At 59.4% G+C, this 22948-nt stretch carries 19 protein-coding genes; 6 read left to right on the top strand and 13 right to left on the bottom strand.

Annotated elements, in window-relative coordinates; translation table 11 throughout:
* Nucleotides 1-19: 19 nt before the first annotated feature.
* From WBQ96_RS27385 to WBQ96_RS27410, 6 genes are read right to left on the bottom strand one after another with little or no spacing between them, the layout of a single operon-like run.
* The gene (locus WBQ96_RS27385) at nt 20-1036 is read right to left on the bottom strand and encodes an ABC transporter ATP-binding protein (protein ID WP_336556162.1); all 1017 of its coding nucleotides are present in this window, start codon (nt 1034-1036) and stop codon (nt 20-22) included.
* Nucleotides 1033-2016 (bottom strand): ABC transporter ATP-binding protein, encoded by a 984-nt coding sequence (locus WBQ96_RS27390; protein WP_336556160.1) that lies wholly within the window; start codon nt 2014-2016, stop codon nt 1033-1035. The genes WBQ96_RS27385 and WBQ96_RS27390 overlap by 4 nt, the downstream gene beginning before the upstream one ends.
* The gene (locus WBQ96_RS27395; RefSeq protein ID WP_165121090.1) at nt 2013-2951 is read right to left on the bottom strand and encodes an ABC transporter permease; all 939 of its coding nucleotides are present in this window, start codon (nt 2949-2951) and stop codon (nt 2013-2015) included. Before WBQ96_RS27395 ends, WBQ96_RS27390 begins: the two co-directional genes overlap by 4 nt.
* The gene (locus WBQ96_RS27400) at nt 2951-3919 is read right to left on the bottom strand and encodes an ABC transporter permease (RefSeq protein WP_165121089.1); all 969 of its coding nucleotides are present in this window, start codon (nt 3917-3919) and stop codon (nt 2951-2953) included. Before WBQ96_RS27400 ends, WBQ96_RS27395 begins: the two co-directional genes overlap by 1 nt.
* Nucleotides 3920-3928: 9 nt before the next feature.
* Nucleotides 3929-5083, bottom strand: coding sequence for an acetylornithine deacetylase (gene argE, locus WBQ96_RS27405; protein WP_165121088.1), 1155 nt, complete (start codon nt 5081-5083; stop codon nt 3929-3931).
* Nucleotides 5080-6762, bottom strand: a complete 1683-nt coding sequence (locus tag WBQ96_RS27410; protein ID WP_336556155.1) for an ABC transporter substrate-binding protein — start codon at nt 6760-6762, stop codon at nt 5080-5082. The genes argE and WBQ96_RS27410 overlap by 4 nt, the downstream gene beginning before the upstream one ends.
* Nucleotides 6763-7136: 374 nt before the next feature.
* On the opposite strand from WBQ96_RS27410, the gene WBQ96_RS27415 reads away from it, so the two are divergent.
* Nucleotides 7137-7841 carry a GntR family transcriptional regulator gene (locus WBQ96_RS27415; protein WP_165121086.1) on the top strand — a complete coding sequence of 235 codons (705 nt, stop codon included), beginning with the start codon at nt 7137-7139 and terminating at the stop codon, nt 7839-7841.
* Between the two features lie 557 nt (nt 7842-8398).
* On the opposite strand, the gene WBQ96_RS27420 is transcribed toward WBQ96_RS27415, so the two are convergent.
* Nucleotides 8399-8581, bottom strand: coding sequence for a hypothetical protein (locus WBQ96_RS27420; protein ID WP_336556153.1), 183 nt, complete (start codon nt 8579-8581; stop codon nt 8399-8401).
* Between the two features lie 443 nt (nt 8582-9024).
* Here WBQ96_RS27420 and WBQ96_RS27425 point away from each other — a divergent pair, with 443 nt between their 5' ends.
* Nucleotides 9025-9765 carry a sulfite exporter TauE/SafE family protein gene (locus WBQ96_RS27425; RefSeq protein ID WP_336556151.1) on the top strand — a complete coding sequence of 247 codons (741 nt, stop codon included), beginning with the start codon at nt 9025-9027 and terminating at the stop codon, nt 9763-9765.
* Nucleotides 9762-9932 carry a cytochrome b gene (locus tag WBQ96_RS27430; RefSeq protein WP_336556149.1) on the top strand — a complete coding sequence of 57 codons (171 nt, stop codon included), beginning with the start codon at nt 9762-9764 and terminating at the stop codon, nt 9930-9932. Before WBQ96_RS27425 ends, WBQ96_RS27430 begins: the two co-directional genes overlap by 4 nt.
* Nucleotides 9933-11265: 1333 nt before the next feature.
* Here the strand turns inward: WBQ96_RS27430 and WBQ96_RS27435 are convergent.
* The 4 genes from WBQ96_RS27435 to WBQ96_RS27450 form a co-directional block, all read right to left on the bottom strand.
* The gene (locus WBQ96_RS27435) at nt 11266-11898 is read right to left on the bottom strand and encodes a class I SAM-dependent methyltransferase (RefSeq protein WP_336556148.1); all 633 of its coding nucleotides are present in this window, start codon (nt 11896-11898) and stop codon (nt 11266-11268) included.
* A 254-nt stretch (nt 11899-12152) separates the two neighbouring features.
* Nucleotides 12153-12752 (bottom strand): NADPH-dependent F420 reductase, encoded by a 600-nt coding sequence (locus WBQ96_RS27440; protein WP_336556146.1) that lies wholly within the window; start codon nt 12750-12752, stop codon nt 12153-12155.
* A gap of 92 nt (nt 12753-12844) precedes the next feature.
* On the bottom strand, nt 12845-13597 hold the full coding sequence (locus WBQ96_RS27445) for an SDR family NAD(P)-dependent oxidoreductase (RefSeq protein WP_336556144.1): 753 nt from the start codon (nt 13595-13597) through the stop codon (nt 12845-12847).
* A gap of 68 nt (nt 13598-13665) precedes the next feature.
* Nucleotides 13666-14400 carry an SDR family NAD(P)-dependent oxidoreductase gene (locus WBQ96_RS27450; RefSeq protein WP_336556143.1) on the bottom strand — a complete coding sequence of 245 codons (735 nt, stop codon included), beginning with the start codon at nt 14398-14400 and terminating at the stop codon, nt 13666-13668.
* 228 nt (nt 14401-14628) lie between these two features.
* Here WBQ96_RS27450 and WBQ96_RS27455 point away from each other — a divergent pair, with 228 nt between their 5' ends.
* Entirely contained in the window at nt 14629-15552 is a 924-nt protein-coding gene (locus tag WBQ96_RS27455) for a LysR family transcriptional regulator (protein WP_336556141.1), read from the top strand.
* Between the two features lie 815 nt (nt 15553-16367).
* Here WBQ96_RS27455 and WBQ96_RS27460 read toward each other — a convergent pair.
* Together WBQ96_RS27460 and WBQ96_RS27465 are read right to left on the bottom strand one after the other, a co-directional pair.
* A complete protein-coding gene (locus WBQ96_RS27460; protein ID WP_336556138.1) occupies nt 16368-18212 on the bottom strand; it encodes an ABC transporter ATP-binding protein in 1845 nt (614 codons plus the stop codon).
* Between the two features lie 18 nt (nt 18213-18230).
* Nucleotides 18231-19118, bottom strand: a complete 888-nt coding sequence (locus tag WBQ96_RS27465; protein WP_165121409.1) for a LysR family transcriptional regulator — start codon at nt 19116-19118, stop codon at nt 18231-18233.
* Nucleotides 19119-19376: 258 nt separating this feature from the next.
* Here WBQ96_RS27465 and WBQ96_RS27470 point away from each other — a divergent pair, with 258 nt between their 5' ends.
* Both WBQ96_RS27470 and WBQ96_RS27475 read left to right on the top strand, forming a co-directional pair.
* On the top strand, nt 19377-20858 hold the full coding sequence (locus WBQ96_RS27470) for an amidohydrolase family protein (protein WP_165121408.1): 1482 nt from the start codon (nt 19377-19379) through the stop codon (nt 20856-20858).
* Entirely contained in the window at nt 20849-22915 is a 2067-nt protein-coding gene (locus WBQ96_RS27475) for an alpha-amylase family protein (protein WP_336556135.1), read from the top strand. The genes WBQ96_RS27470 and WBQ96_RS27475 overlap by 10 nt, the downstream gene beginning before the upstream one ends.
* The last annotated feature ends 33 nt before the right edge of the window (nt 22916-22948 follow it).

Consider the following 22948-nt stretch of genomic DNA (forward strand, 5'->3'; position numbering starts at 1 on the left):
GCTTTGAAGTTAAAGGCTGTCATGCGTGCTGTGCCGCCGCCTTCTTATCAGCGATAGATGGCATCTGGGTCAGATCCGGTTCGAAATGGCAGCGAAACATCCCGCCCTTTTCGGTACGTCGTTTCGGTGGCGCTTCGGCCCGGCAAAGATTTTTGACGAACGGGCAGCGGCTGCTGAAACGGCAACCTTGAGGCGGTGATGCCGGGCTTGGCAGCTCGCCCATGATCGGGTGCAACGATCTGTCGTCCACGTCCATGTTTGGCGCAGCATCGATCAGCATGCGCGTATAGGGATGGCGTGGGTTGACGAAGAGTTCCTCGGAAGCAGCCTCTTCGACCAGTTCGCCGAGATACATCACGCCGATACGATCGGCCATGATCCGCACCACCGGCAGATTATGCGTGATGAACAGGCTGGTCAGATTGAGGTTCTTTTGCAGATCGCGCAGTAGATTGAGGATCTGCGCCTGAACCGAAACGTCGAGCGCGCTGGTGGGCTCGTCGAGTATCAGGAACTCAGGCTCGCCCGCGAGCGCTCTTGCGATGCAGATGCGCTGGCGCTGGCCGCCGGAAAACTCCTGCGGATATTTTTCGCCATCGGCGCTTGAGAGACCGACGAGGTTGAGCAGTTCATCGACGCGGGCGCGGATCGCCGCACGGCCTTTGCGCAGTTTGTGAACGACGATCGGTTCAGCGATTGCATCGGCGATTTTCCAGCGCCCATTGAGCGAGCTGAATGGGTCCTGGAAGATCATCTGCAAGCGGGGCGGATGGCCAGGCAGCGCAACGGAGCGAAAGTTGATGCTGCCGCTGGTCGGCTTGATCAACCCTGAAACCAGTCTGGCCAGCGTCGACTTCCCGCATCCGCTTTCACCGACCAGACCGACGGTCTCGCCATGGCGAATGACAAGGCTGACATTGGAAACGGCGCGGGTGTCGGACGAAGGCCCGCCTCTCAGTCTTTCCAGCATACCCTGCTGGCCGTGATAAACCTTGCTGACCTCGTCGAGAACGAGGATGTCCGGGGCCTTCTTCATTGAACAAGGCTCCTTTCCAAGGGATGAAAGCACGCAAATGCCGACAAATCCTGTTGCGTCAAAGGTGGGACGATCGTGCGGCAGTCATCTTGCGCTTTCGGGCAGCGCGGATTGAAGCCGCAGCCATTTGGAAGCGCACCGAGACCCGGCATGGCGCCCGCGATGGGATTGAGCTGGATTTCGCCGGCGGCTGTGAGCGCCGGCGTCGCGCGGATCAAGCCTTCAGTGTAGGGATGGCGCGGTCTGGTGAAGAGCTCCTTGACCGGGCTGATCTCTGCGACACGGCCCGCGTAAAAGACAGCCACCGTGTCGGCCATCTTCGCAATGACGCCAAGATCGTGCGTGATCAAGAGCATGCTGGTTCCGCTTTCCCGGTGCAGATCACGCAGCAGTTGCAGGATATGCGCCTGAACCGATACGTCGAGTGCGGTGGTCGGCTCATCGGCGATCAGCAGAACCGGATCCGCGCAGAGTGCGAGCGCGATCACGACGCGCTGACGCATGCCGCCCGAAAGCTGATGCGGATAGCGATCAAGGGTCAGGTCCGGGTTGGGAAGACCGACACGGTCGAGCCAGTCGACGGCCTTGCGCCTGGCCTGATCCCGGCCAAGGCGCAAATGCGTGCGGATCGTATCGATCAATTGCCTGCCGATGGTGATCACCGGGTTGAGTGATGTCATCGGGTCCTGGAAGACGAAGCCGATACGACCGCCGCGTACGGAACGCAGGGCACGGGGGCTGAGAGTATCCAGCCGCTCTCCCGCGAGCGTAATGATGCCGCTGGTGCGCCGCAGCGGCGGCACCAGAAGATTGATAATCGCAGCACCGGTGATCGACTTTCCAGCTCCGGATTCACCGACGATGCCGAGCACTTCACCAGGCTTGATCGAAAACGATACATTGTCGAGCGCCATGATCTGCCGATCCTGACGGCTCAACGTGACGGTAAGGTCCTTGACCTCGAGAAGCGGCATGCTCATGAGCGCAGCCTCAGGCGTGGATTGTAGATGTCCCTCAAATGATCCCCCAGAACGTTCACCGCGACGACGAAGAAGACGAGGATCAGGCATGGCCAGATCGATATCCACCATTCACCGGATTGCAGGAAATTGTTGCCGTTGCGGATGAGCGTGCCGAGCGAGGGCGATGTAATCGGGATGCCGATGCCGAGGAAGCTCAGGGTCGCTTCGGTGATGATGGCGATGCCGAGATTGATGGTGGCGATCACCAGCACCGGCGCCATGACGTTGGGTAGGATATGCAGGAAGATGATGCCTATATTGCTGCGCCCGGTGATCCTGGCCGCGGAGACATAATCCTGGTCCCGCTCGATCATCACTGACGAACGGATCGTGCGGGCATATTGAACCCAGAAGGCGATACCGATCGAGACGACGACGATCGTAATGGCCGTTCCGGCGCTGCGCTCGTTGCCAAGAACGGCACGCGACGCGCCATCGATGATCATGGCAAGCAGCAGGGCCGGATAAGCAAGCTGGACGTCGGCAAATCGCATGATCAGCGCATCGATCCGGCCGCCGACGAAACCGGCGACGAGGCCAAGCGTGCCGCCAACGACCAGTCCGATCAAGACCGACAGCATGCCGACGATGATCGAGGTTCGCAGGCCGTAGGCCATTGCGGTCAGCAAGTTGCGTCCTTGATCGTCCGCGCCCAGCGGGAAATCCGGGTTGGCGTCGGCCATCCAGAACGGAGGCGTGAACGCGTCGAGCACCGACATGCCGCTCAGCTCGAACGGATTGACCGCAAACATCGGCACGATCACGGCGTAAAGCGCGAGCGCAAGAATTACCAATGCCGAGAATGTCGGACCCGGTGCATTGCGCATTGCCCTGAAGAACGAACTGCGAAATGTGCGCGGCGCGGCTGCGGACGGAAGCGTCACATTGCTCATCACTTCCTCCTTAGAACGCGCGGATCGATCAGCGGATAGCTGAGTTCGACCGCAAGGTTGATGATCATGAAGACGGCGCCGACAAAGATCAGGTAGATCGCGATCACCGGGATATCGGCGGCCTGGATCGATTGCAGGAACAGCGAGCCGAGCCCCGGCCAGGCGAAGACATTTTCGGTGACGACGGAAAACGCGATGATGTTACCGAGTTGCAGTCCCAACATGGTGATCACGGGCAGAAGCGTATTCTTCACCGCGTAGTGGAACCAGATCGTGGTTTCCGGAACGCCGCGGGCACGGGCGAAGCGGATATGCTCGCTTTGTCCGACCTCCATCAGCTGGGTGCGCAGCATGCGTATGATGAAAGTGATCTGGAAGGTTGAGAGCGTGATCGCCGGCAGGATTATCGCCTGCCATCCGGATACCGTCAGCAGGCCGGTCGACCAGAAACCGAGACTGACCGTCTCGCCACGGCCGAATGACGGCAGGATGGCCAGCTGCACGGAAAAGACTGCGATCAGCGCGATGCCGACAACGAAATTCGGCAGCGTGATACCGGTGATCGAAAACAGCATGATACCGCGAGAAATTGGAGACTTCGGATTGACGCCGCAGAAGATACCTGCCGGGATGCCGACAAAAATCGTGAAGATCAGGCTGACGAAGGCCAATTCCACAGTTGCCGGAAGTCTCTCCACAATCAGCTTCGCGACCGGTTCCTGAGTCCGGTACGAGGTGCCCAGATCGCCCTGAAGGAAATTGGTCAGGAAGCTTGCGAAGCGGCTCAACATGGGCTGCTCGAGACCGAGCTGCTTGATCAGGGCAGCGCGCTCGGCAACCGTCGCATCGGCGCTCAGAAGCGCGGACAATGGATCGCCAAGGTTTGCCACCAGCAGGAAGGCGATGAAGCTGATGATCAAAAGAACGATGATCGTCTGCCCGATGCGGGAGGCAGTGTATGTCAACATTGGTTTATCTCAGCAGCAGCGATTGCCGAGGCTGTGAAGAAACGCGACGCAGCGCTCCAGCTCGGCGATCTCGACGGATTCGTCGGGCTGATGGGCATCGGCTATATCGCCGGGACCGATCACGACGGAAGGTACTCCGGCATTCTGGAAAATGCCCGCTTCGGTTCCATACGATACATAGCGAGGCGCGGTGCGGCCCAGACACTTGAGCAACTCCGCATCAAGCGCGTCGTCGCCATTGGGTTTCAGGCCCGGAATGCGGGCCTGAACCTCGAAGACGATGCCCGTTTCCGGATCGACCGCCTTCATTGCCGGCTCAAGCACGTCTTTGGCAAATCGCTCCATTCGAGCCAGCACGTCCAGATCGCTTTCGCCTGGAATGATGCGCATTTCCCAAAAGAAATCGCAGGCCTCGGCGACGATGTTGCCGTGCAGGCCACCCTTGATCTGGTTGACCTGGATCGTCGAATAGGGCGGGTCGAGGCCTTCAAATTGGGGACCGGATCGCATTTCGGCGCGAATCCTGTTGATCTCGGCAATCAGATCACCTGCGACCATCACCGCATTGACGTAGCGATCGGGTTGCGACGAGTGGCCGGGCTTGCCCTTGATGCGAACCCAACCGATCAGGCCACCCTTGTGCGCGGATATCATGTCCATGCTGGTTGCCTCGCCGATGACGGCGAGACTGGGCTTCATATGGCTTTGTCCTATCCAGTCAGCCATTGCTCCAACACCGGTACAGCCGACTTCCTCGTCATAAGAGAAGGCGAGGTGAACCGGGGCCTTGAGCGGCCTTGATGAAAGCTCCGGCAAGGCAGTGAGGCAACAAGCCAGAAAGCCTTTCATGTCGGTGGCGCCACGCCCGATCAGCCGGCCGTTGTTGTTTCGCAGCGTCCAGGGATCGCCTGTCCAGGATTGGCCCTGTGTCGGGACAACGTCGGTGTGACCGCTGAACACGACGCCGCCTTTGACTTCGGGGCCGACCGTGACCAGCAGATTCGCCTTATCGCCTTCCGCGTTCGGAAATCGCTTGAAGCGGGCTCCGAAAGGAGCGGCCTCGCGCTCGACATAGTCAAGGAGATCGAGGTTCGAAACTGCGCTGATCGTCGGAAAGGCAATCAGGTCCGCAAGGTGCCGCGTGACGTCATTCGCAATGGTCATTGCTTTACCGTGAAGTAGCGCAACGGGTAGCCGAGATCAGCGGGTTGCACGACAGTGATGCTGTCCTTCACGCCCCACAGTTGCTTCAACTGGTGGATTGGAATGAAGCCGACATCTTCCTTGATGATCTTCATCGCCTGCTCGATCATCGCGGTACGCTTTTCCTGATCCGTTTCCTTGCCGCTTTCGGCAATCAGCTTGTCGACTTCCGGATTCGAATAACCGCCGATGTTGAAGGAGCCCAGACCATTGGCTGGATCGCGGGTCGCCACGATCGAGGTCAGGAAGATGTGCGCGTCATATGTGAAAGGTGAATAGCCCAGCAGCGCCAAGCTCGTGTTGTATTCCGGCGGGTTGACCTGCTTTGCCCACTGACCCGTTGTCTGCGCACGCGGCTCGACCTTGATGCCGATCTTGCCCAGCGAGGCTGCGATCGCAAGGCAGGTGGCCTCGTCATTCATGAAGCGGTCGTTGGTACAGTCGAGCGTGACCGAAAAGCCTTTTTCATAGCCGGCTTCAGCCATCAAAGCCTTGGCTCTATCGACATCTGCTGCAACCGGCTCGCCTATGGCCGCATCGAAACCCGTCACCTCGCGGCCGATGGGCAGACCGACCGGGGTCGAGAAATTGCGCATGATACGTTTTTGAATGGCGCTGGTGTCGATCGAAAGCTGCATTGCCTGGCGCACACGCAGATCCTTGAACGGGTTCTTGTCCTTCTCGCTGCCGAAGATCAGATTGTCGCGAGCCACATCCGGCTGCAGATAGATGGTGCGTAGATCGGAACCCGCCTCGACATGTAGGCCGTCGGCATCATCGACGCGCTGTGCATCCTGCGGCGGCACGCCATCAATCATGTCGACTTCGCCGGACAGCAACGCCGAAACGCGGGTCGAGGGATTGGGTATGACGAAGAAGGTTGCGGTTTCGACGTTGCCGACCTTCTTGTCCCACCAGCCGGTATTCGTTTCGAAGACGGTCTTCACACCCGGGTCGCGGTTCTTGATGATGTAAGGGCCGGTGCCGTTGGCGTTGCGGTTGGCAAAGGTCTCGGTGTTGTTGTTGGCGCTGCCGGGCTGAACGGCGCCATTGGCTTCAGCCCACTCCTTGTCCATCATGAACCAGTTGACGATCTGGTTCGGCAAGACCGGGTTGGGGGCGGACGTTTTCAGCAGGACCTTGTGATCATCGACTTTTTCAGCCGAGACGATCGATGCAATGTTCGACTTGATGCCACCGGCCTTGCCGCGGGTCAGCGAGAAGATCACGTCATCGGCAGTGAAGTCGTCTCCATTCTGGAACTTCACACCCTCGCGCAAGGTGAATTCCCACGTCGTGTCGTCCCGCTGCTTCCAGGAGGTCGCAAGAGCCGGCTCCAGCTCAAGCTTGTCGTTGCGGCGAACCAGCGGCTCATAGACATTGCTCAGAACGGCAAATATCAGCGTATTCGAAACTGCATGAGGATCGAGCGTGTAGGCATCGAGCGGGCCGGCAAATTTAAAGTCCGCAGCGTTTGCGTAGACACCCGGAATGGCGGTCGCAACGAAGCCGGCAACAGCCAGCTTGCGCAAAAGCCTCGCTGTGATCGAGGCCGAAGCCTGCAGTTCTCCAAGAGAATATCCAGATAGTATCTTCAGCCAAGAATAGTTGGACGCAACCGTGACGCCTTGTCGTGTCATTAGACCTTCTCCGAGCTTCGTGTTCCCATTTTTGTGGCCGCCTAGTGTCCAGGCTTAATGGCAGCATAGGCAAAAAAATCTGCATGACAATATCTTTTGATCAAATGAGCACTTTTCTGATGACCATCTGCTATTTTTGTGTAAGCTACTGATTTTTAATGCGTGTTTCTGCGAGGATTGATATGGGCATCGATATGATGGGGCGGTCTTTCCAGTCCGGACTGCCCAGCACTTCGGTCCATGGTCCATTCTTGAGGGCATGCAGATGGCTGCGTCCTGAGAAAGGATTTCGGCGGCTGCCGGAACATACAATCCGTACGGACGCTGCCTCTTCTTCACTGCGATGCTAGGCTGGATGAAGGGGGAATATGCTCATGAATGAGGCCGGGTTTTTCAAAGTGTCCTCGCGCGTCACCGTGCAAGACGGCGTCTATGAACAATTACGGCACGCACTGATGTGGGGGAAATTCGAGCCTTCACAAGTGATGACGATCTCTTCGCTCGCAGCTGAGTTCAAAACAAGCCACATGCCGGTTCGCGAGGCGCTTCGTCGACTGGTTGCCGAGAATGGCCTGGAGATCGCTCGCAACGGCTCGGCGCAAGTGCCCGCAGTATCGCGTGGGCGCCTCGATGATCTTTCCCGTGCGCGCTCGTCCCTCGAAGGACTTGCGACCGAACTGGCAACGCCTCTGATGACGGCAACCGACATCGATCGCAGTCTCGGGCTTGCCAAGGAGCATGAGGCGCTTGGCAGGGCAGGCAAGGTCTACGACATGCTCCGCAAGAATCAGGAATTCCACTTTTCGATCTATGAAAAATCCGCCTCGGAAATCCTGCCTCAGATGATTGAGGTATTATGGCTGCGCTTCGGCCCTTACATGCGGATTTTGTCGGACCTGATCAAGCAACAGCTGGATGACGGCGTGATCCCCTCATATTCAACCTATCACTACGACATGATCGAAGCGTTTCGCGCTGGCAAAGCACAAAGCGCCGGCAGACTGATGGTGCGGGACATCGAGGTGACACAGAAGCTGCTGCAGGACATATGCGCCGATTGGAACATCGGCGTGAGATGACGCCAACTTTGAATGCCTGATTTCCGAGCCCGCTGCGTGGACGACTTCGCATGGCGTCATCGCAACTCACCAGACGGAAATTTGAACGGCAGTTTACTCGCGACTTGTGATCAGAGAAAATCAAAGGGTTGGACCGACTAGAATCGATCCGGTGCGCTGGCGGAACCTCTTTGCCGGCTTATTTTTATATCGCCCGTCGCAAATATTGCCGTTTCCCTGCTCCGCTACCAGATACCGCTCGGCCAGCCGCACCCATTGCTTCAACGGTCAGGTTCTCATCATTGAACTCGTAGTTCGGATTGTGCAGCAGGGCTGAATTCGGTGGCACTTGCCAGCCAACAACCAAAAAGCCGCCCCGATGTCTAGATCGGGACGGCGATTGATTTATGCTGGAAGTGGTTGCGGGGGGCTCGCAACTACCGAAAGCGACATTCGCTCCAGATCGCCGTTTGAGACGACGTGTGCATTTGTCGAAATCGAACGCGCTTGAAGATCTCCGAGGATCAAACGCGCTTCGCCTGTCGCTGGTCCGCACGAACAGGCATCACCGCGTGAATTCACCGATCGGCGGATGTGAACTCCATCGTGTAAACAGTGCCAGCGATTGCGTCTTCGTCGCCATCATATTCGCTCGCGGGCATGACGGAGTGGCTGCCGTCGCCGGCGCGAAAGATGACTATCGCGGCCATAAGCGTGCCGGCGAGGCTGAAGGCGAAGGCTTGTGCGTCGTTGAGGGACATCGTTCCGGCTCCTGTTTGAGCGGGGACATCCCCCGCTGACAGGCGCCCGAAGTGTCAGGCTGACGGCCGCAATCACCGCGCAGGCGCGAGCTGGAGCGGCGGCACGCTATGCGTAGCCGACCCCTGGCGGGTTGATGGCGCCAGGCATTAGTCTGACCGAGATATGCGCATGAGAAGTGGCGGGTTGTAGATCGCGACAGAAGGCGCAATGTCGCTCCCGGCCTGGCCTTGAGATACCCGCAGTCGAGACGTTCTCAGCTTTCGGCTGCACCGGCTTCTAAGGTGCTGGTGGCGGACACACGTTCCATCTGTCGCCCCCCTCGCGAGCCTTCAGGAGCGAAATCGGCGGACGTTCGTCCAGCGATTGGGGCTGCGGTGGTACTACTGGAAACGTCTATTACTGCGCAAAAGCCGGGTCGCACGCACACTTGCACAGGCGTTCCATGCAATCGTCCACTTTTTTCTCCGGTCTGCAGGAGCATCTTCCCGGTCACTCCCTCGGTCAAATCGCTTTTGTCTGCATTGCAGCGCTCATCGGGGGAATGGCACGCGGTTTCTCCGGGTTCGGCGGAGCCTTGATTTTCGTACCTCTGGCCGGCGCGGCCATGGGGCCGAAGATCGCGTCAGCCCTGCTCCTTGTCATTGACGGGATCATGACGCTGGGCATGGTGCCGAATGGCTGGAAACGAAGCAATCGACGCGATGTCTTCACAATGCTCACAGGCGCATTGGTTGGCGTGCTAACAGGCACCGCCCTGCTGACACTGCTGCCTTCGGTGACGCTGCGCTGGATCATCTCGGTCGTGGTCATCGGGCTCCTCGCCTTCCTAATTTCAGGGTGGCGCTACCATGGCCGGCCAAAGACCCACCTCACCGTGGCCGTGGGCGCCGTGGCGGGCCTCTTTGGCGGAGCAGCGCAGATGTCGGGACCACCGGTCGTGGCCTATTGGCTAGGCGGCGCTATCCCTCCGCTCGCGGTGAGAGCCAATCTCGTCTTGTATTTCGCGCTCTCGACGGTGATCTCGACGACGTTTTATCTATCCAGAGGCGCACCGAAACATTCTTCATCCATGACAGGCATGGAGAAAGTGCTTGCCACGGCTGCACACCTCGCGCTGTATGCACTGCTGTTCACCATCCCAGTCCTCGGAATCGTGCTGACCTGGTTAGAGGTGACTCGGTGAGCTTCTTTGGCCTCTTAAGCGTTCCCGCGCCGTTTTCCCCGGATCGCGACACAGCGCGATCGATCAAGGCAATTCACGGTCTATGTGCCAATGGATTGCTGACCCTTGTAGGAATTCACGCCTTGGCAGCCCTTTGGCATCATTTCGTTCGCAAGGATGACATCTGAAGCGCATGCTTCCAAACTAAGTACTCGCCGGAATGCGAAATACACGCTGATTGTCCCTCGCAATCTCCCAACGACGGCACTGGGTCCGTCGTTCGGAAAGGTAGCTGGTGGCATACTGGGCCGCGCCTGCGAGGAAGTCACCACCCGCCCGTGACCGACAGCGGACTCATGACTGCAGCGTTCAAAACATCAGCACGAGCGGCTGTTGGACTGCGGCGACCCACAGCAAGATGCCGACCTCGCCTGTTCAGCCAGCCATTGGTCCCGCAGCTTGCAGCTTGCAGGCCGAGGCGAGAGGTCCACATGCACCTCGCCATTTACCACGGCCGGCATGGATGCCTGATGAAGCTGCAAGCGATCGCATGGGCGCTCAGGGCAGAATTTGGGGGCACACCCTCGGGGGCCTGAAGACAGTTGCACAGCTCACGCGGACGAACGAACGGGCCGTCAGGAACTGTTTCAAGGGGAAGAATGGCCCTAATGGCGAAAACCTGGTCGTGCTGATGCGCCATTCGGATCTCGTCCTGAAAACCGTTATGAGTCTCGCGGATCGCCAAGATCTCGTTGTCGCAGTTGGTCTTGCCGGTCTACGACTCAGCTTGTCGATGCGGTGGCGGCCATCGGCGGCCTGCCTCCGACAAGCGGCCAGGCTTCGCCTTGGCTCGGATCATCGGTTCGTGCGAGATTCCGACAGACTCGAGCGTTAACTAATCGCCGAGCGTGAGCGCTTGCCCGAGTCATGGAGCAGCACCCACAAACTACGAATTGCCGAGGGCAGTCGTGCCACACCGCGAAGCAAAATTTCCCAACATAAACGCTCAGGACCATAGATGATAAACGTTGGGGTCGGGGAAAACTCCGACCCAAAAAACCTAACCCGGGAAAAGAAGCAACAATATTTCTACTGCATTTTCAACAGCTTAATTTTGCATCTGGGTTGATCCACAACGAACCCGCTCGATACCCGTCGGGCATGCAGGATCACGCCGTGTCACGCTCAAATCAAATTCGCTTTGAAAATGCGTGACTTGAGCATCTCTGTCGCGGGCCAAACCGGCGCGCGACGGGTTGATAGAAAGCAAAATTAGCCCGTTGTCCTATGAGGTCGTTATTTGGGGAAAGAAATGCGCCCTTCCCTGCCCCACAAAGCAACACCGATTTCACGCCCTGCCTGTGATCGGGACGACTGAAATGGGGCCGACAGCGGACGATCCGGTTTCAACCAACTTCCGCGTAAGCTCTCGTTCCGAAACCGACCCACAATAGGTCGTCGCATTTGTCAAAGCCGTGTCCCGTTCGAGAGCCGACCTCATCGTTGGCGAGTGGCCCAGTGTCAGATCTTCAAAAATCGAAAGGCGAAGCGATCGGTCTCGCCCTTGATCAAGGGATCGAACACCTTGATCGAGTGCTGATCGTCCTTGTTCGCGAGGATAATGCTTTCCGCGTCTAGTACGAAGCCGGCTGCCTCTACCTCCTCGCGAAAGGATGCAGGCTCAATCCGATGCAGCGACTGGGCGTCGCTCTTGCCCGCCCCGACGGCGGCGGCGTGGTCGACGATGACGTAGAACCCACCGGGCTTCAGTCGCTTGTAGACGGCTCGATTGAAGTCGGATGCGGTCGCGCCTTTGGCCTGGATGAGAGCGGTGTGGAGATCATGGTAGAACAGGTGCAGCCACAGGACATCCGCTGGCTGCGTGACCTCCGCCATCGCCACGAGGTTCGCCGAGACTGCTTCGACGTTCTCTCGGCCGGGCTCCTTCGCAAGCGTCCCCATGCGGCCGACCGGATCGTTCTTGAAGTGCGCGACTTCCGCCGGCACGAAGCTGTAGACCCGCCCCTCTGTTCCGACGATGTCGGAGAAGAGGCGCGTCCAGTCTCCGTCACCTGGGTACACGTCGATCACGGTGGAGCCCGCATCGACTCGTGCGAACCGGATCAATTCGGAAAGCTTGGATTGGTCGTACATCGGAATCTCCTTTAGGTTGGGCATTCGACTCTCGCCTACGGCGTGCGAGGGGCAATCCAAGGCTGATCCACCGTCTACCCCGAACCAATGGCTGCAGAGGGCCAGCTCTACGGCAGGCCGATCGCGGCGAAGGAGCCCTTCACGGTCTGGATGTTCTTCTCAATGCTCATGGGAATTTCTCCATTTCGCACGGATCGGATCGCGCTCGATCCGATCCGTGAATCCTGGCCCTGCCGGTGGGCACGTCGTGGTCATCAGTCGAACTTGACCAGATCCTTGAAGATCAGATGACCCCAGCTATTTCCGCGCGCCTGGACTAGCAGTCCGCCTTCCGACAGCCCGCCAAGTTTGATCGGCGCGAAACCGAGATTTTCCGCGAGTGCGGCAATCTCCGCCGCAGCGTCGTCATAGTCGCTCGCCAGGAACACGACTCTCCTGCCACCATGTACGGCGGGATCTTGGTCAAGGATGTCAGCGATCAAATGATTGAAGCCCTTGACCAGTCTTGCACCAGTGAAGGCCTGTGCGACGAACTTGGACGAAGGCTGTCCTCCCAGTTCCTCAGGGGGCACGCCGTAGGCATTGGTCACATCGATGATCGTCTTGCCCTGCCAGGTGGGGAGCGCCTTCGCGACATCCGGGTGCGCCTCGAAACGGACAGCCAAAAAGATGATGTCCGCCTTGATGGCTTCCGCCAGTTTTTTGGGGATGATCGTGGGTCCGATCGCGGCCGCATCGGCTGCAAAGCTTTCCGGGTCGCGTGTGGTTGCAACGGAAACTTCGATGCCGTTTCGGGCAAACGCCATAGCAAGAGCCTGCCCTATATTGCCGAAGCCAATAATCGCATAGCTCATAATGTTTCTCCTATCTTGTGTTGGAACTGAAGTTTGAGAAGCGGGGTCACTACTGGCGGGGCTAAAGGGCCAGCCACGGGACCGCGTCGGGGTCAGACCTGCGCCATGCCTCCATCAACGGCGAGATCCACACCGGTGATGTAAGAACTATCGTCGGAGGCGAGGAACGTGACGGCAGCCGCGATTTCCTCTGGCTTGCCCCTGCGACCCATTGGGATCTGTGAAGCAAACTGGGCGACCGCTTGCTCGGCTTGCTCAGGGGTAAGGCCCGTTGTTGTCTCCAAGGCAGGGGTCTCGATTGCTCCGGGGCTCATCGTGTTCACTCGGATTTTGCGGTCTTTCAGCTCCAGAGTCCAAGCGCGCGAGAAGTTGCGCACTGCCGCCTTACTCGCGGCGTATGCGCTAAACCCTGGCAATCCCAATACGTTCGAAACCGAAGAATTCAGAATAATCGAACCGCCGTCTTTGAAGAGGGTAAGGGCCTTCTGCACCGTGAAGAACAGCCCCTTCACGTTCACGTCGAAGGTCTGGTCAAAGTGGGCCTCAGTAGCTACTGCGAGCGGTGCGATTGTCCCCGCGCCAGCGTTCGCGAAGAGAACGTCGATGTGACCATGTTTCTCTTTCACGATGGCATAGAGCCGGTCCAGATCTTCCAAGCGTGACACGTCGCCCACGACCGTCGTAATGTTACTCTTGATGAAGACTGCGGCCTCCTTCAGCTCTTTCTCCCGTCGCCCAGTGATTACGACGTGTGCACCTTCTTCCACAAAGCGCTTGGCCGTCGCCAAACCAATCCCGCTGCTTCCGCCTGTGATGACTGCAACCTTACCTTCGAGTTTTTTCATGATCTTTCACCTTTGGTCGTGTGTCTTGTTTTGTCGTAAAGTTTGAGAAGCGTGGTCCCACATCGGGATCAGAGCTGCGCAAGGCCGCCGTCTACGGCGACCTCGCTGGCGGTCATGAAGCTGCTGTCCGACGACGCGAGAAAGGCGGCCACGGCCCCGATCTCCGCCGGGTCGGCCATGCGCTGGAGCGGGGTCATCGCGCCGTAGGCCTTCTGGCCCTCTTCGCCCAGCGCCTCCTTCGCGAGTTCAGTCGCCGTCGCCCCGGGCGACAGCACGTTGACCCGGATGCCTGTGCCCTTCAGATCCTCGGCCCATGTTCGTGCGAGATTGCGCACGGCCGCCTTGCTTGCGCTGTAGGCAGTGAAACCCGGTGCGCCCGTGGTGCCAGCGCTCGATCCGGTCAGGATGATCGAACCACCCGGGCCCATCAGCGGCAGTGCCTTCTGGACCGTGAAGATCGTACCCTTCACATTGGTGTCGAAGGTTTCGTCAATGTGCCCGGCGGTGATCTCGCCGAGCGCAAGCGGACTTCCCGCTCCGGCATTGGCGAAAACGATGTCGAGGGTTCCGCGCTCGGCCTTCACCGCCGCGTAAAGGCGGTCGAGGTCGGCTTCATCCGCGACCGAGCCCTTCACCGCGCGGGCATTGGGCCCAAGGTCGGCTACAGCGGCGTCGAGCGCTTCCTGCCGGCGGCCGAAGATGTAGACGAAGGCGCCCTCTGCGATGAAGCGCTTTGCGGCGGCGAGGCCGATGCCGGTGGCGCCGCCCGTAATGATGGCGGTCTTTCCATTCAATCTGGTCATGTCGTGCATCCTTCTTTTCACCGTCTCGGGTCTTTGGCTGTACGGGGAAGTCCCGTGAGAACCCCAAAATGGGTTCGCCAAAGTCAGGCAGTGAGTGCGGAATCACGCACATCGGTGGTGCGAAAACGATCCAGCCAGACGATTGAACGCCGCGACGGCCGCGCGAATTACGGCTGAGTGTGTTAGAATGGGCCTTGCAAACTGCACTGCGCTGCGCAGAAATGCACCATGATCGACTGGGATGACGTTCGCTACTTTCTTGCCGCCGCGCGTGGAGGCTCAGTGCGGGCTGCCGCCAAGCTCCTCGGTGTGAACCACGCGACCGTGCTGCGACGCATCGCTCAGCTCGAGGAACGTCTCGGGGCGCAGATGTTCGAAAAGCTCCCTTCGGGCTACCGCCTGACGGCCGCGGGCGAGGAGGTCCTTGAACTCGCGATCCAAATGGAAGCGTCGTCGCACCAGCTGGAGACGCGCGTCTTCGGGCGCGACCAGAGCGTACGCGGGCTTCTGCGGGTCACATTGACACCGATCCTTGCGACACACCTGCTCATGCCGGACTTCGCCGATTTTGCGCGTCTGCATCCCGACATTGAGTTGGACATCCTGTCGTCCGGCGAGTTGGCAAACCTGACCAACCGGGACGCGGATGTGGCGATCCGCGTCGTCTACGACCGCCAGACCCTGCCGCTCAATCTTCACGGCCTGAAGGGGCCGGAGCTGTTCGGCGGGGTCTACACCTCCCGTGATCGACTAGCCGCATGGCGTGCGGGGGCGCCTGATCCCTTCCGGTGGATCGTCATAAGCATGCATGGCATTCCGGAGTGGGCCAGCGAGGGTGAGGTTCGCGCCACAGGGGTTCCGTTCAGGACCACGGACGCTGCGGCGCAGATCGTTGCTTTACGGCAAGGACTCGGGATCGCGACGCTGCCGTGCTTCGTCGGAGATGCCGACCCCCTACTGGTGAGAGTGCCGGCTACCGACCTGCACATGTACGGAACGCTCTGGCTTCTCACACAGGGGGAGACACGCAACACGAAGCGTGTGCGGCTCTTCACCGAGTTCGTGTCCCGCAGGCTCGCCGCGCACACTCCGCTTCTCGCGGGGCTTTCCGTATCGCGCGAGGCGACGGTGCAGCCGTCGCCGGCGAGATGACCGAATGGCGGCTTTTAGGAGCAAAAAATTTTGGCACGAATGACCGAATGTGGGCGCATAGCTGATATTCAAAGCCCCATACGTGACGTAGAGTCAAAACCAACTGTCGACCGTCGACGACGAGGCCTCTACGCCTTTCTACACATGGGCTATCTCCCGTTCTCTACGCAATGTAATTCAAGTGGCAATCGACGATTGCCCGCTATGGAGGGCAATCAGCGGTTTTGGTGGGCCGAAACGGATTCGAATTGCTGTAAGTCTGTAGGCCCTTTGCGAGCGTGCAATCCGGAGAAATCTGGAACTATCGCGTATTATACGGCTGTCTGGAGCAAATGTCGGTATCGGTGGTTGCCAGCCCCCACAACCAAGTCCAGCATAAATCAATCGCCGTCCCGATCTAACCATCAGGGCGGCGTTTTGCGTTCAAACCTCTCGTGCCGCCGGCCGCCCCGGCGTGAGATTGGCGCGCATACAAGGACGGTAACGATCAAGCAGCCGAAACGGAGGCGCTGAACCAAAGGCGATGTCTTTCATGCAGCGAATGGTCGCTTTGCGCCCAATGGCGGTCATGGTGGTGAACTTTACGTCCGCCTGGAAGCAGACATTGCCCGTACGTCCGCGCATGAAGAAGTTGTGCCAGAAGGCTAGGTGGCGTTCCGTCGTCTCCGGGTGTGCTCTGTTGCTGTCACTCAGTGAGTTCGAAACGCAATCTGAACGACTGGTATTCCTGAGAGGGTCGATAGCCGCGGCGCGGCCAGGATTGGGTTCGAACTGGGGCGGGCCGTCAAGACACGGAGCAGTATGAAGCTTTTACCTCAAACCTGAACCAGATGTGCCGGCGAGACTTCACGGTACTTTCGTGGTGTCGGCATGTAGTCGACCGAGCGCACCGGTGAGCGCAATTCGGATGCCGGCAGTTCGCGGCGAATGTGACGCCTTGATGGGTCGGGAACAGGCACCGCGGCGATCAGCTTCTCGGTATACGGATGTTGCGGATTTTCGAACACCGAAGACCGTGGTCCGATCTCGACGATTTCGCCAAGATACATGACAGCCACACGGTGGCTGACACGCTCCACCACCGCCATGTCATGCGAGATGAACAGAAATGACAGATGAAGGCTTTCCTGAAGATCGAGCAGCAGGTTGATCACCTGCGCCTTGATCGAGACATCGAGCGCCGAGACGGACTCATCGGCAACGATCAGTTTCGGGTCGAGAGCCAATGCGCGTGCTATGCAGATGCGCTGGCGCTGGCCGCCGGAAAACTCGTGTGGAAAGCGCTCGGCCATATCCTCGGTCAAGCCGACCCGGCGCAGCAGGTCCGCGACCTTTTCCCTGGCTTCCCGCTTCGTGCCGAGCCTATGCGCGAGATAGGGTTCGGCGATAGCGTCGCCTATGCGCATGCGCGGATTGAGGCTGGCGAACGGGTCCTGGAAGATCATCTGCACGCTGCGTCTCATGTCGCGGAGTTCATGCCGGTCAAGCGAGATTATGTCTTTTCCATCGACAATGATCGAGCCGGACGACGGTTGCAGCAGCCGCATGATGGAGCGTCCGGTCGTGGATTTGCCGCAACCCGATTCGCCGACCAGCGACAGGGTTTCGCCTGGCTGGATAGTGAAGGATACATTTTCTACCGCATGGACCCGGCCGGAAAGCGTTCCGAACGGCCCGGCATGGACATCGAAACGCGAAGAGAGATTGCGCACCTCCAGAACCGGGCGCTTTTCAGCCGAAACGGTATTCGCCGGCTGCGGGACAGGTCTTGCTTCACCGGTTGCCATATCGACGATCGGGAAACGCAACGGCCGCATATGGCCCGCCATCGCGCCAAGTTTTGGCACGGAGGAAAGCAGCGCCCGGGCGTAGGGATGAGCAGCATCCTTGAAGATTTTCGCCGTCGTGCCGGACTCGATATTTTCACCGCGATACATCACCACGGTCCTGTCGGCCATCTCGGCTACCACGCCCATGTCGTGCGTGATGAAGAGAACGGACATGTCCTCCTCGTCCTGCAGCGTCTTCATCAGGTCCAGGACCTGCCCCTGGATGGTGACGTCGAGTGCTGTCGTCGGCTCGTCGGCGATGAGAAGCCTGGGGCGGCTCGCAAGCGCCATCGCGATCATCACGCGCTGGCGCATTCCCCCGGAGAATTGATGGGGATACTCATTGTAGCGCGAAGCGGCGGACGCAATCTGTACCTTGTCCATCAGCCGAAGCGCCTCTGTTTTGGCATCGGCATGAGACAGCGAACGGTTGTGGCACAGAAGCGACTCCGCGATCTGGTTTCCGACCGAGAAGATCGGGTTGAGGCTGGTCATCGGCTCCTGGAAAATCATCGCCACGTCGCGCCCACGCACATCGCGCATCTGCCGATCCGTGAGCTTCACAAGGTCTGTTCCCCCGAGAACGATCGAGCCCTCGATGCGGCTCGCGTGTTTGGGCAGGAGCTGCATGATGGAAAGGGAGGTCACGCTTTTTCCCGAGCCTGACTCGCCGACGATCGCCAGTGTCTCCCTCGGGGCAATTTCGAACGATACATTTTTGACCACCGGGCGCCATTCGCCGTCGATCCTGAAGGATGTCGTCAGATTGGAAACCGACAGGACAGGAGAGGCGGTATCCAGAACAGATCTGGCGGCTGCGGCTACGGTCATTTGGTCATCCTTCGACGATCAGAATCGGTTGCTTCGGGTTATCTGCAGAAGAAAATCCACGACCGCGCGCACCTTGACCGGCGTGCGGCGATGGGCGGGAAAAACGATGGATATCGGGTCCGCTTCGATCTCGTAGTCGTCGAGCAGCGTCACCAATGCCCCGCTTTCAAGATCGTCGCGGAATATCCACCAGGTCGCTTGCGAAATACCGATGCCGGCAACGGCCGCTTCGCGCAGGATGTCGCCGCTGTCGGTAACGAGGCTGCCCGAGACGCGGACGACCTGATCGTCGCTGCCTTCACCCTTGAAGTGCCAGTTCGCGCCGAACCCACCGACGATGCAGTTGTGTGCGAGAAGATCGGCAGGCGTTTCAGGACGCCCATGCTGTTCGAGATAGGCGGGAGACGCCACCGTCTTTTGCGTGCCGCGCACGAGGATGCGGTTGATGAGACGCGAATCCGCCAGCCGGCCGGAGTGAACGACGAGGTCGTAACCGCCCTCGATCGGATTGGCCGTCTGATGCTTCAGGCACAGCTCGAGAACCACGTCTGGATAGCGCTTGTAGAAACCCGCCAGCGCCGGGATGACGGTTCGCCGGCCAAAGGACGGCGGCAGTGCGATGCGCACCAGCCCGCTCGGGGCGATGCTGCGCTCGCGCACCGCAGCTTCTGCGTCGTCCATGTCCTGGAGGATTTGCCGGCAGCGCTCGTAGAACTCCGAACCATATTCAGTCAGGTGCATGCGCCGCGTGGTGCGATGCATCAGCTGCGCGCCCAGATCCTCTTCCAGCCGTGTGACGCTTTTCGTCACGGCGGAGGTCGAGAAGCTCAGCGTGCGAGCTGCGGCGGTGAAACTGCCAAGCTCCGCAACGCGGACGAATGCCAATATGTCCTGAAATTTATTCAACGCTGGATAGTGTTCCCAATTATTATTTGAGCAGTCTGATAGCCAACCGAACAAAGATCAGGGTTTTGCCGGCTATCAGCCACTTTTCAGCTACCATACAGCAATTGTCGTGCCGTCCAGCCCCCTTGTGAGGCATAGGGCGCGCCGATTGGGAAAATGATTTTTTCCAAAATGCCATATTCATCTTCCTCTCCCTTTACGAAAAGAAAAAGAAAAGGAGCCGGAACCGGCCCGGGAACATGAAGGAATGGAAACGGCGTGACAGCCATCTGGTTCAACAATGCGCTTTGCCTGATCGAAGCCGAAGACGGATGGGCAGCGCAGCGGCACTCCATCGAAATCAGGAACGGCGTGATCGACGGTTTGCACGAGCCTAATGCTTCGATCGCGAACGACTGCGAGATCATCGACGCCTCGGGCCTCATCGCAGCGCCGGGTTTCGTCAATTGCCATAGCCATTCCCCCGATAATCTGATTCGCGGAACGGCAGGCGACCTTCCGCTTGAACTTTGGTCGCTTTCATCGTCTGCGGGACGTGAAAGCCGCACGCCGCGCGAGATCTACGTTTCAGCCCTGCTCGGCGCCGTCGAGATGATGCGGACGGGCACGACAAGCGTCCTCGACCATGTGCGTATCTCGCCCGATATCGAAGCCGATGCACTTGCCGCTGTCGCGCAGGCTTGGCGCGACAGCGGCATGCGCGCGACCATCGCGCCGGTTGTCTCCGATCGCGCGGTCTTGGAAACCATGCCTCTGGAGGCAGAGGATATTCGCGACATCGATCTTTCCGCTTACGGCCGTCGCCGTCCTATGCCCTGGCGCAGACAGATGCAGGTTGCGGAAGCCTTCTTTCGCCGTTGGCACGGAAGCGCGGACGGTCGCATCCGGGCTGCGATCGGCCCTTCGGGACCGCAGCGCTGCTCGGACGAACTGCTGACGGCAGCGGCCGATTTCAGTGCACGCAACGACACACTCCTGCACACACATGTGCTGGAAACCAGCATCCAGCGCGAGACGGGATTTCGGCTTTACGGCCGTGGCATGATCGACCACCTCGATGAGCTTGGTGTTCTTACACCGCGCACGAATCTCGTTCATTCGATCTGGCTCGAAGATGGAGACGCAGAGACGATTGCCCATTCCGGCGCCAGCGTTATTCATAACCCGGTGTCCAACGCGCGGCTCGGAAGCGGCTTTTGTCCTTTGCCGAAATTGCTGCGCGCCGGTGTCCGTGTTGGTCTCGGGACGGACAGCGCATGCTGCAATGACGGTAATAATCTTCTCGAGACGGTCAAATGGGCCGCCATCCTGCACAATTCGCATTCGCAAAACGAGCGTGATTGGACAAGCCCACAGCGGGCCCTTTCGTTGGCGACCTCTGGCGGCGCGGACGTGCTTGGGTTGGGTAGGATGGCCGGTAAGATCGCGGTCGGCCATGTGGCGGACATGACGTTGTTCCGCATCGCTTCGCCTGCTTTCGCGCCACTCAACGATCCTGTCCGTCAGCTTGTGCTGGCCGAAACTGGGTCAGCCATCGCACTCGTCGTGATTGCCGGACGGATCGTGGTTAGGGATGGCCATGCCGTTGACGTCGATGAAGCCAGCCTTTGGGAAGAAGCCCAAGAATTGTCGGAGCGGCGCCAGCGCGACAACCAAAGCGCCTATGCGGCGACGAATGCGCTGGAAATGCCGATACGGCGCATGCGGGCGCGCCTCACTGGGGGCTGCTCATGCCACTAGAATGGACGCGCCAGCCGATCCGGTTCTTTCAGCATCTGTTGCGCGAGGCCGATGCTTCCGGGCTCGACGTCGGGCAATTGATCGCGGAAATCAAAAGCGTCGGTGCGGGAGCCTGTATTGCCATGGGTGGCGGGTTCTCTGCCTGGTATCCAACCAAGCTCTCCTCGCAGACCATCAACCCGCATCTGACCTTCGATTTTCTTGGTGCGTTTCTGGACGCCACCAAGGAAGAAGGCATTCGCACGCTGGTGCGGATGGATATCTCCAAGGGCCGGGAAGGCATGGAGAGGAAGTATCCGGACTGGTTCGTGCGCCGGGAGGATGGAAGCGTCAGCACCGTCTGGGCCATGCCACAGATTTGCGCGACCGGTCCATTCTGGCAGCAGGAGACATTCGCGATCCTGGACGAAATCCTGACCGGCTATCCGACGCTCGACGGTTTCTTCTTCAACTATCTGCACGTGCCGCGATGCCACTGCGCGCGCTGTGCTTCGGCAGTTCTCGAGGCGATAGGCGAGGCGGTTCCGACGGAAGGCGTGCGCTCCGCGGCCTACGAGACGTGGCGGCAGGATTTCCTGGCGGACTATATGGGCCATGTTCGCGATTTCATTCGCGAACGGAATCCGGAAGCGGCACTGGTGCCCTACCATCATGTCCATGACGGCTGGAACATTCGCCGCATGGCGGAAGTCAGCGACATCATAGGATCGCAGGTTTCCAATCCGGTCATCCCCAATCCCGTCGACCCTCAACCGGCCTGGAACCATTGGGCGGCGGAAGAGGCGCTGACAGCGCGCGCGCTGAAGCCGGGAAGCGCGCCGATCCTCATCCAGACCACCTCCGAAGTCTTTGCCAGCCGCCAGACGGCGATGCCCGACGCCCGCCTTATCCAGAATCTGGTTCAAGCGGCAGCGCATGGCGCGAATACCGCCCCGGCCGTGAACGGCCTGCTCCAGCAGGACGATCCTCGTTTCGTTCCGGCATTGGAGCAGTTCGGAGGCTATCAGGCAAAACAGGCGACGTGGTATGAGGGCCTTCACTCCACCGCACGCATGGCGATCGTCAAATCCGAAGCCAGCAGGCTCTGGGGGCCTGACGCGGGCCGGCCTGCCGGTGCGCCGGATGGCTGCGGGCATGTCGCGGAATTTCGCGGGCTCTTCGAAATCGCTGCCGATCTTCGCTACCCCTGTGACATCGTCGTGGCTGGCGATCTTTCGGTTGCCGACCTTCAGCGATACGATGCCATCCTGCTGCCGGCAGTTCATTGCCTCTCGGATTCCGATGTCCGCGCGATCGATACCTATGTGCGCAGTGGCGGCAGGCTGATCGCCAGCGCGGATCTGGCCAGATGCGATGAGAACGGACGCGAACGTGGCTCGCCGCCGCTTTCCTGCCTGCCGCGTCTTCCCGGAGAAATTCGCAACGTGAATGGCGCTTATTTTGCGCTGTCCGGCCAGGCATTGCGGAGCGCATTCGGCGGCATCCCGCATATCGCTGCGGCGGGAGATTTTTGGATTCCGTTTCCGGAGCGAGGAAATGCCAACGATGATCTCAGGCTGATCGGCCCTTTCTCCAACAATGCGCCGGAATTCACGCTTGTCGAGGGTCCCGGCGCGGAGCCCGGATTGATTGAGGAACAGTACGGTCAGGGCAGGGTCGTGTGGCTACCATGGCGCATCGGCTCGCTTTATCACCGGTTCTCCATGCCTGAGTATCGGCAACTAGTTGGCGTGCTGCTCGAAACGGTGATCGGCTCTCCGCCGCTGCGCACGACGGCATCCTCGGCTGTCGATCTCATTCTTTACGGGCGTCCCGACGGCATGGTTCTGCATGCGCTGAACGGCGCGGCGACCCGAACGAAAGGGTTGATGGAAACCACTCCATTGGCTGGCTTCGAGATCGTCGTGGAAACCGACGCAGAAAGCGCCACGGACCTTCAAACCGGCAAAACACTACAGGTTTCGAAAACGGAAAGACATCTGACCGTGCAGCTTGACCGCCTGGATAGTTTTGCTGCCATCGCCCTTTCAAGAGGCGAGAGCGGGAGGAAGACGTGACATCGGACGGATCAGCAACTACGGCGACACAGA

The organism is Mesorhizobium sp. CCNWLY176 (assembly GCF_037153935.1).
Classification (GTDB): Bacteria; Pseudomonadota; Alphaproteobacteria; order Rhizobiales; family Rhizobiaceae; genus Mesorhizobium_M; species Mesorhizobium_M zhangyense.

What these genes read in the sequence shown, in the direction of transcription:
- WBQ96_RS27385 (WP_336556162.1), bottom strand. Translation starts at nt 1,036, where the DNA reads ATGAAGAAGGCCCCGGACATCCTCGTTCTCGACGAGGTCAGCAAGGTT.
- WBQ96_RS27390 (WP_336556160.1), bottom strand. Translation starts at nt 2,016, where the DNA reads ATGAGCATGCCGCTTCTCGAGGTCAAGGACCTTACCGTCACGTTGAGC.
- WBQ96_RS27395 (WP_165121090.1), bottom strand. Translation starts at nt 2,951, where the DNA reads ATGAGCAATGTGACGCTTCCGTCCGCAGCCGCGCCGCGCACATTTCGC.
- WBQ96_RS27400 (WP_165121089.1), bottom strand. Translation starts at nt 3,919, where the DNA reads ATGTTGACATACACTGCCTCCCGCATCGGGCAGACGATCATCGTTCTT.
- argE (WP_165121088.1), bottom strand. Translation starts at nt 5,083, where the DNA reads ATGACCATTGCGAATGACGTCACGCGGCACCTTGCGGACCTGATTGCC.
- WBQ96_RS27410 (WP_336556155.1), bottom strand. Translation starts at nt 6,762, where the DNA reads ATGACACGACAAGGCGTCACGGTTGCGTCCAACTATTCTTGGCTGAAG.
- WBQ96_RS27415 (WP_165121086.1), top strand. Translation starts at nt 7,137, where the DNA reads ATGAATGAGGCCGGGTTTTTCAAAGTGTCCTCGCGCGTCACCGTGCAA.
- WBQ96_RS27420 (WP_336556153.1), bottom strand. Translation starts at nt 8,581, where the DNA reads ATGTCCCTCAACGACGCACAAGCCTTCGCCTTCAGCCTCGCCGGCACG.
- WBQ96_RS27425 (WP_336556151.1), top strand. Translation starts at nt 9,025, where the DNA reads ATGCAATCGTCCACTTTTTTCTCCGGTCTGCAGGAGCATCTTCCCGGT.
- WBQ96_RS27435 (WP_336556148.1), bottom strand. Translation starts at nt 11,898, where the DNA reads ATGTACGACCAATCCAAGCTTTCCGAATTGATCCGGTTCGCACGAGTC.
- WBQ96_RS27440 (WP_336556146.1), bottom strand. Translation starts at nt 12,752, where the DNA reads ATGAGCTATGCGATTATTGGCTTCGGCAATATAGGGCAGGCTCTTGCT.
- WBQ96_RS27445 (WP_336556144.1), bottom strand. Translation starts at nt 13,597, where the DNA reads ATGAAAAAACTCGAAGGTAAGGTTGCAGTCATCACAGGCGGAAGCAGC.
- WBQ96_RS27450 (WP_336556143.1), bottom strand. Translation starts at nt 14,400, where the DNA reads ATGACCAGATTGAATGGAAAGACCGCCATCATTACGGGCGGCGCCACC.
- WBQ96_RS27455 (WP_336556141.1), top strand. Translation starts at nt 14,629, where the DNA reads ATGATCGACTGGGATGACGTTCGCTACTTTCTTGCCGCCGCGCGTGGA.
- WBQ96_RS27460 (WP_336556138.1), bottom strand. Translation starts at nt 18,212, where the DNA reads ATGACCGTAGCCGCAGCCGCCAGATCTGTTCTGGATACCGCCTCTCCT.
- WBQ96_RS27475 (WP_336556135.1), top strand. Translation starts at nt 20,849, where the DNA reads ATGCCACTAGAATGGACGCGCCAGCCGATCCGGTTCTTTCAGCATCTG.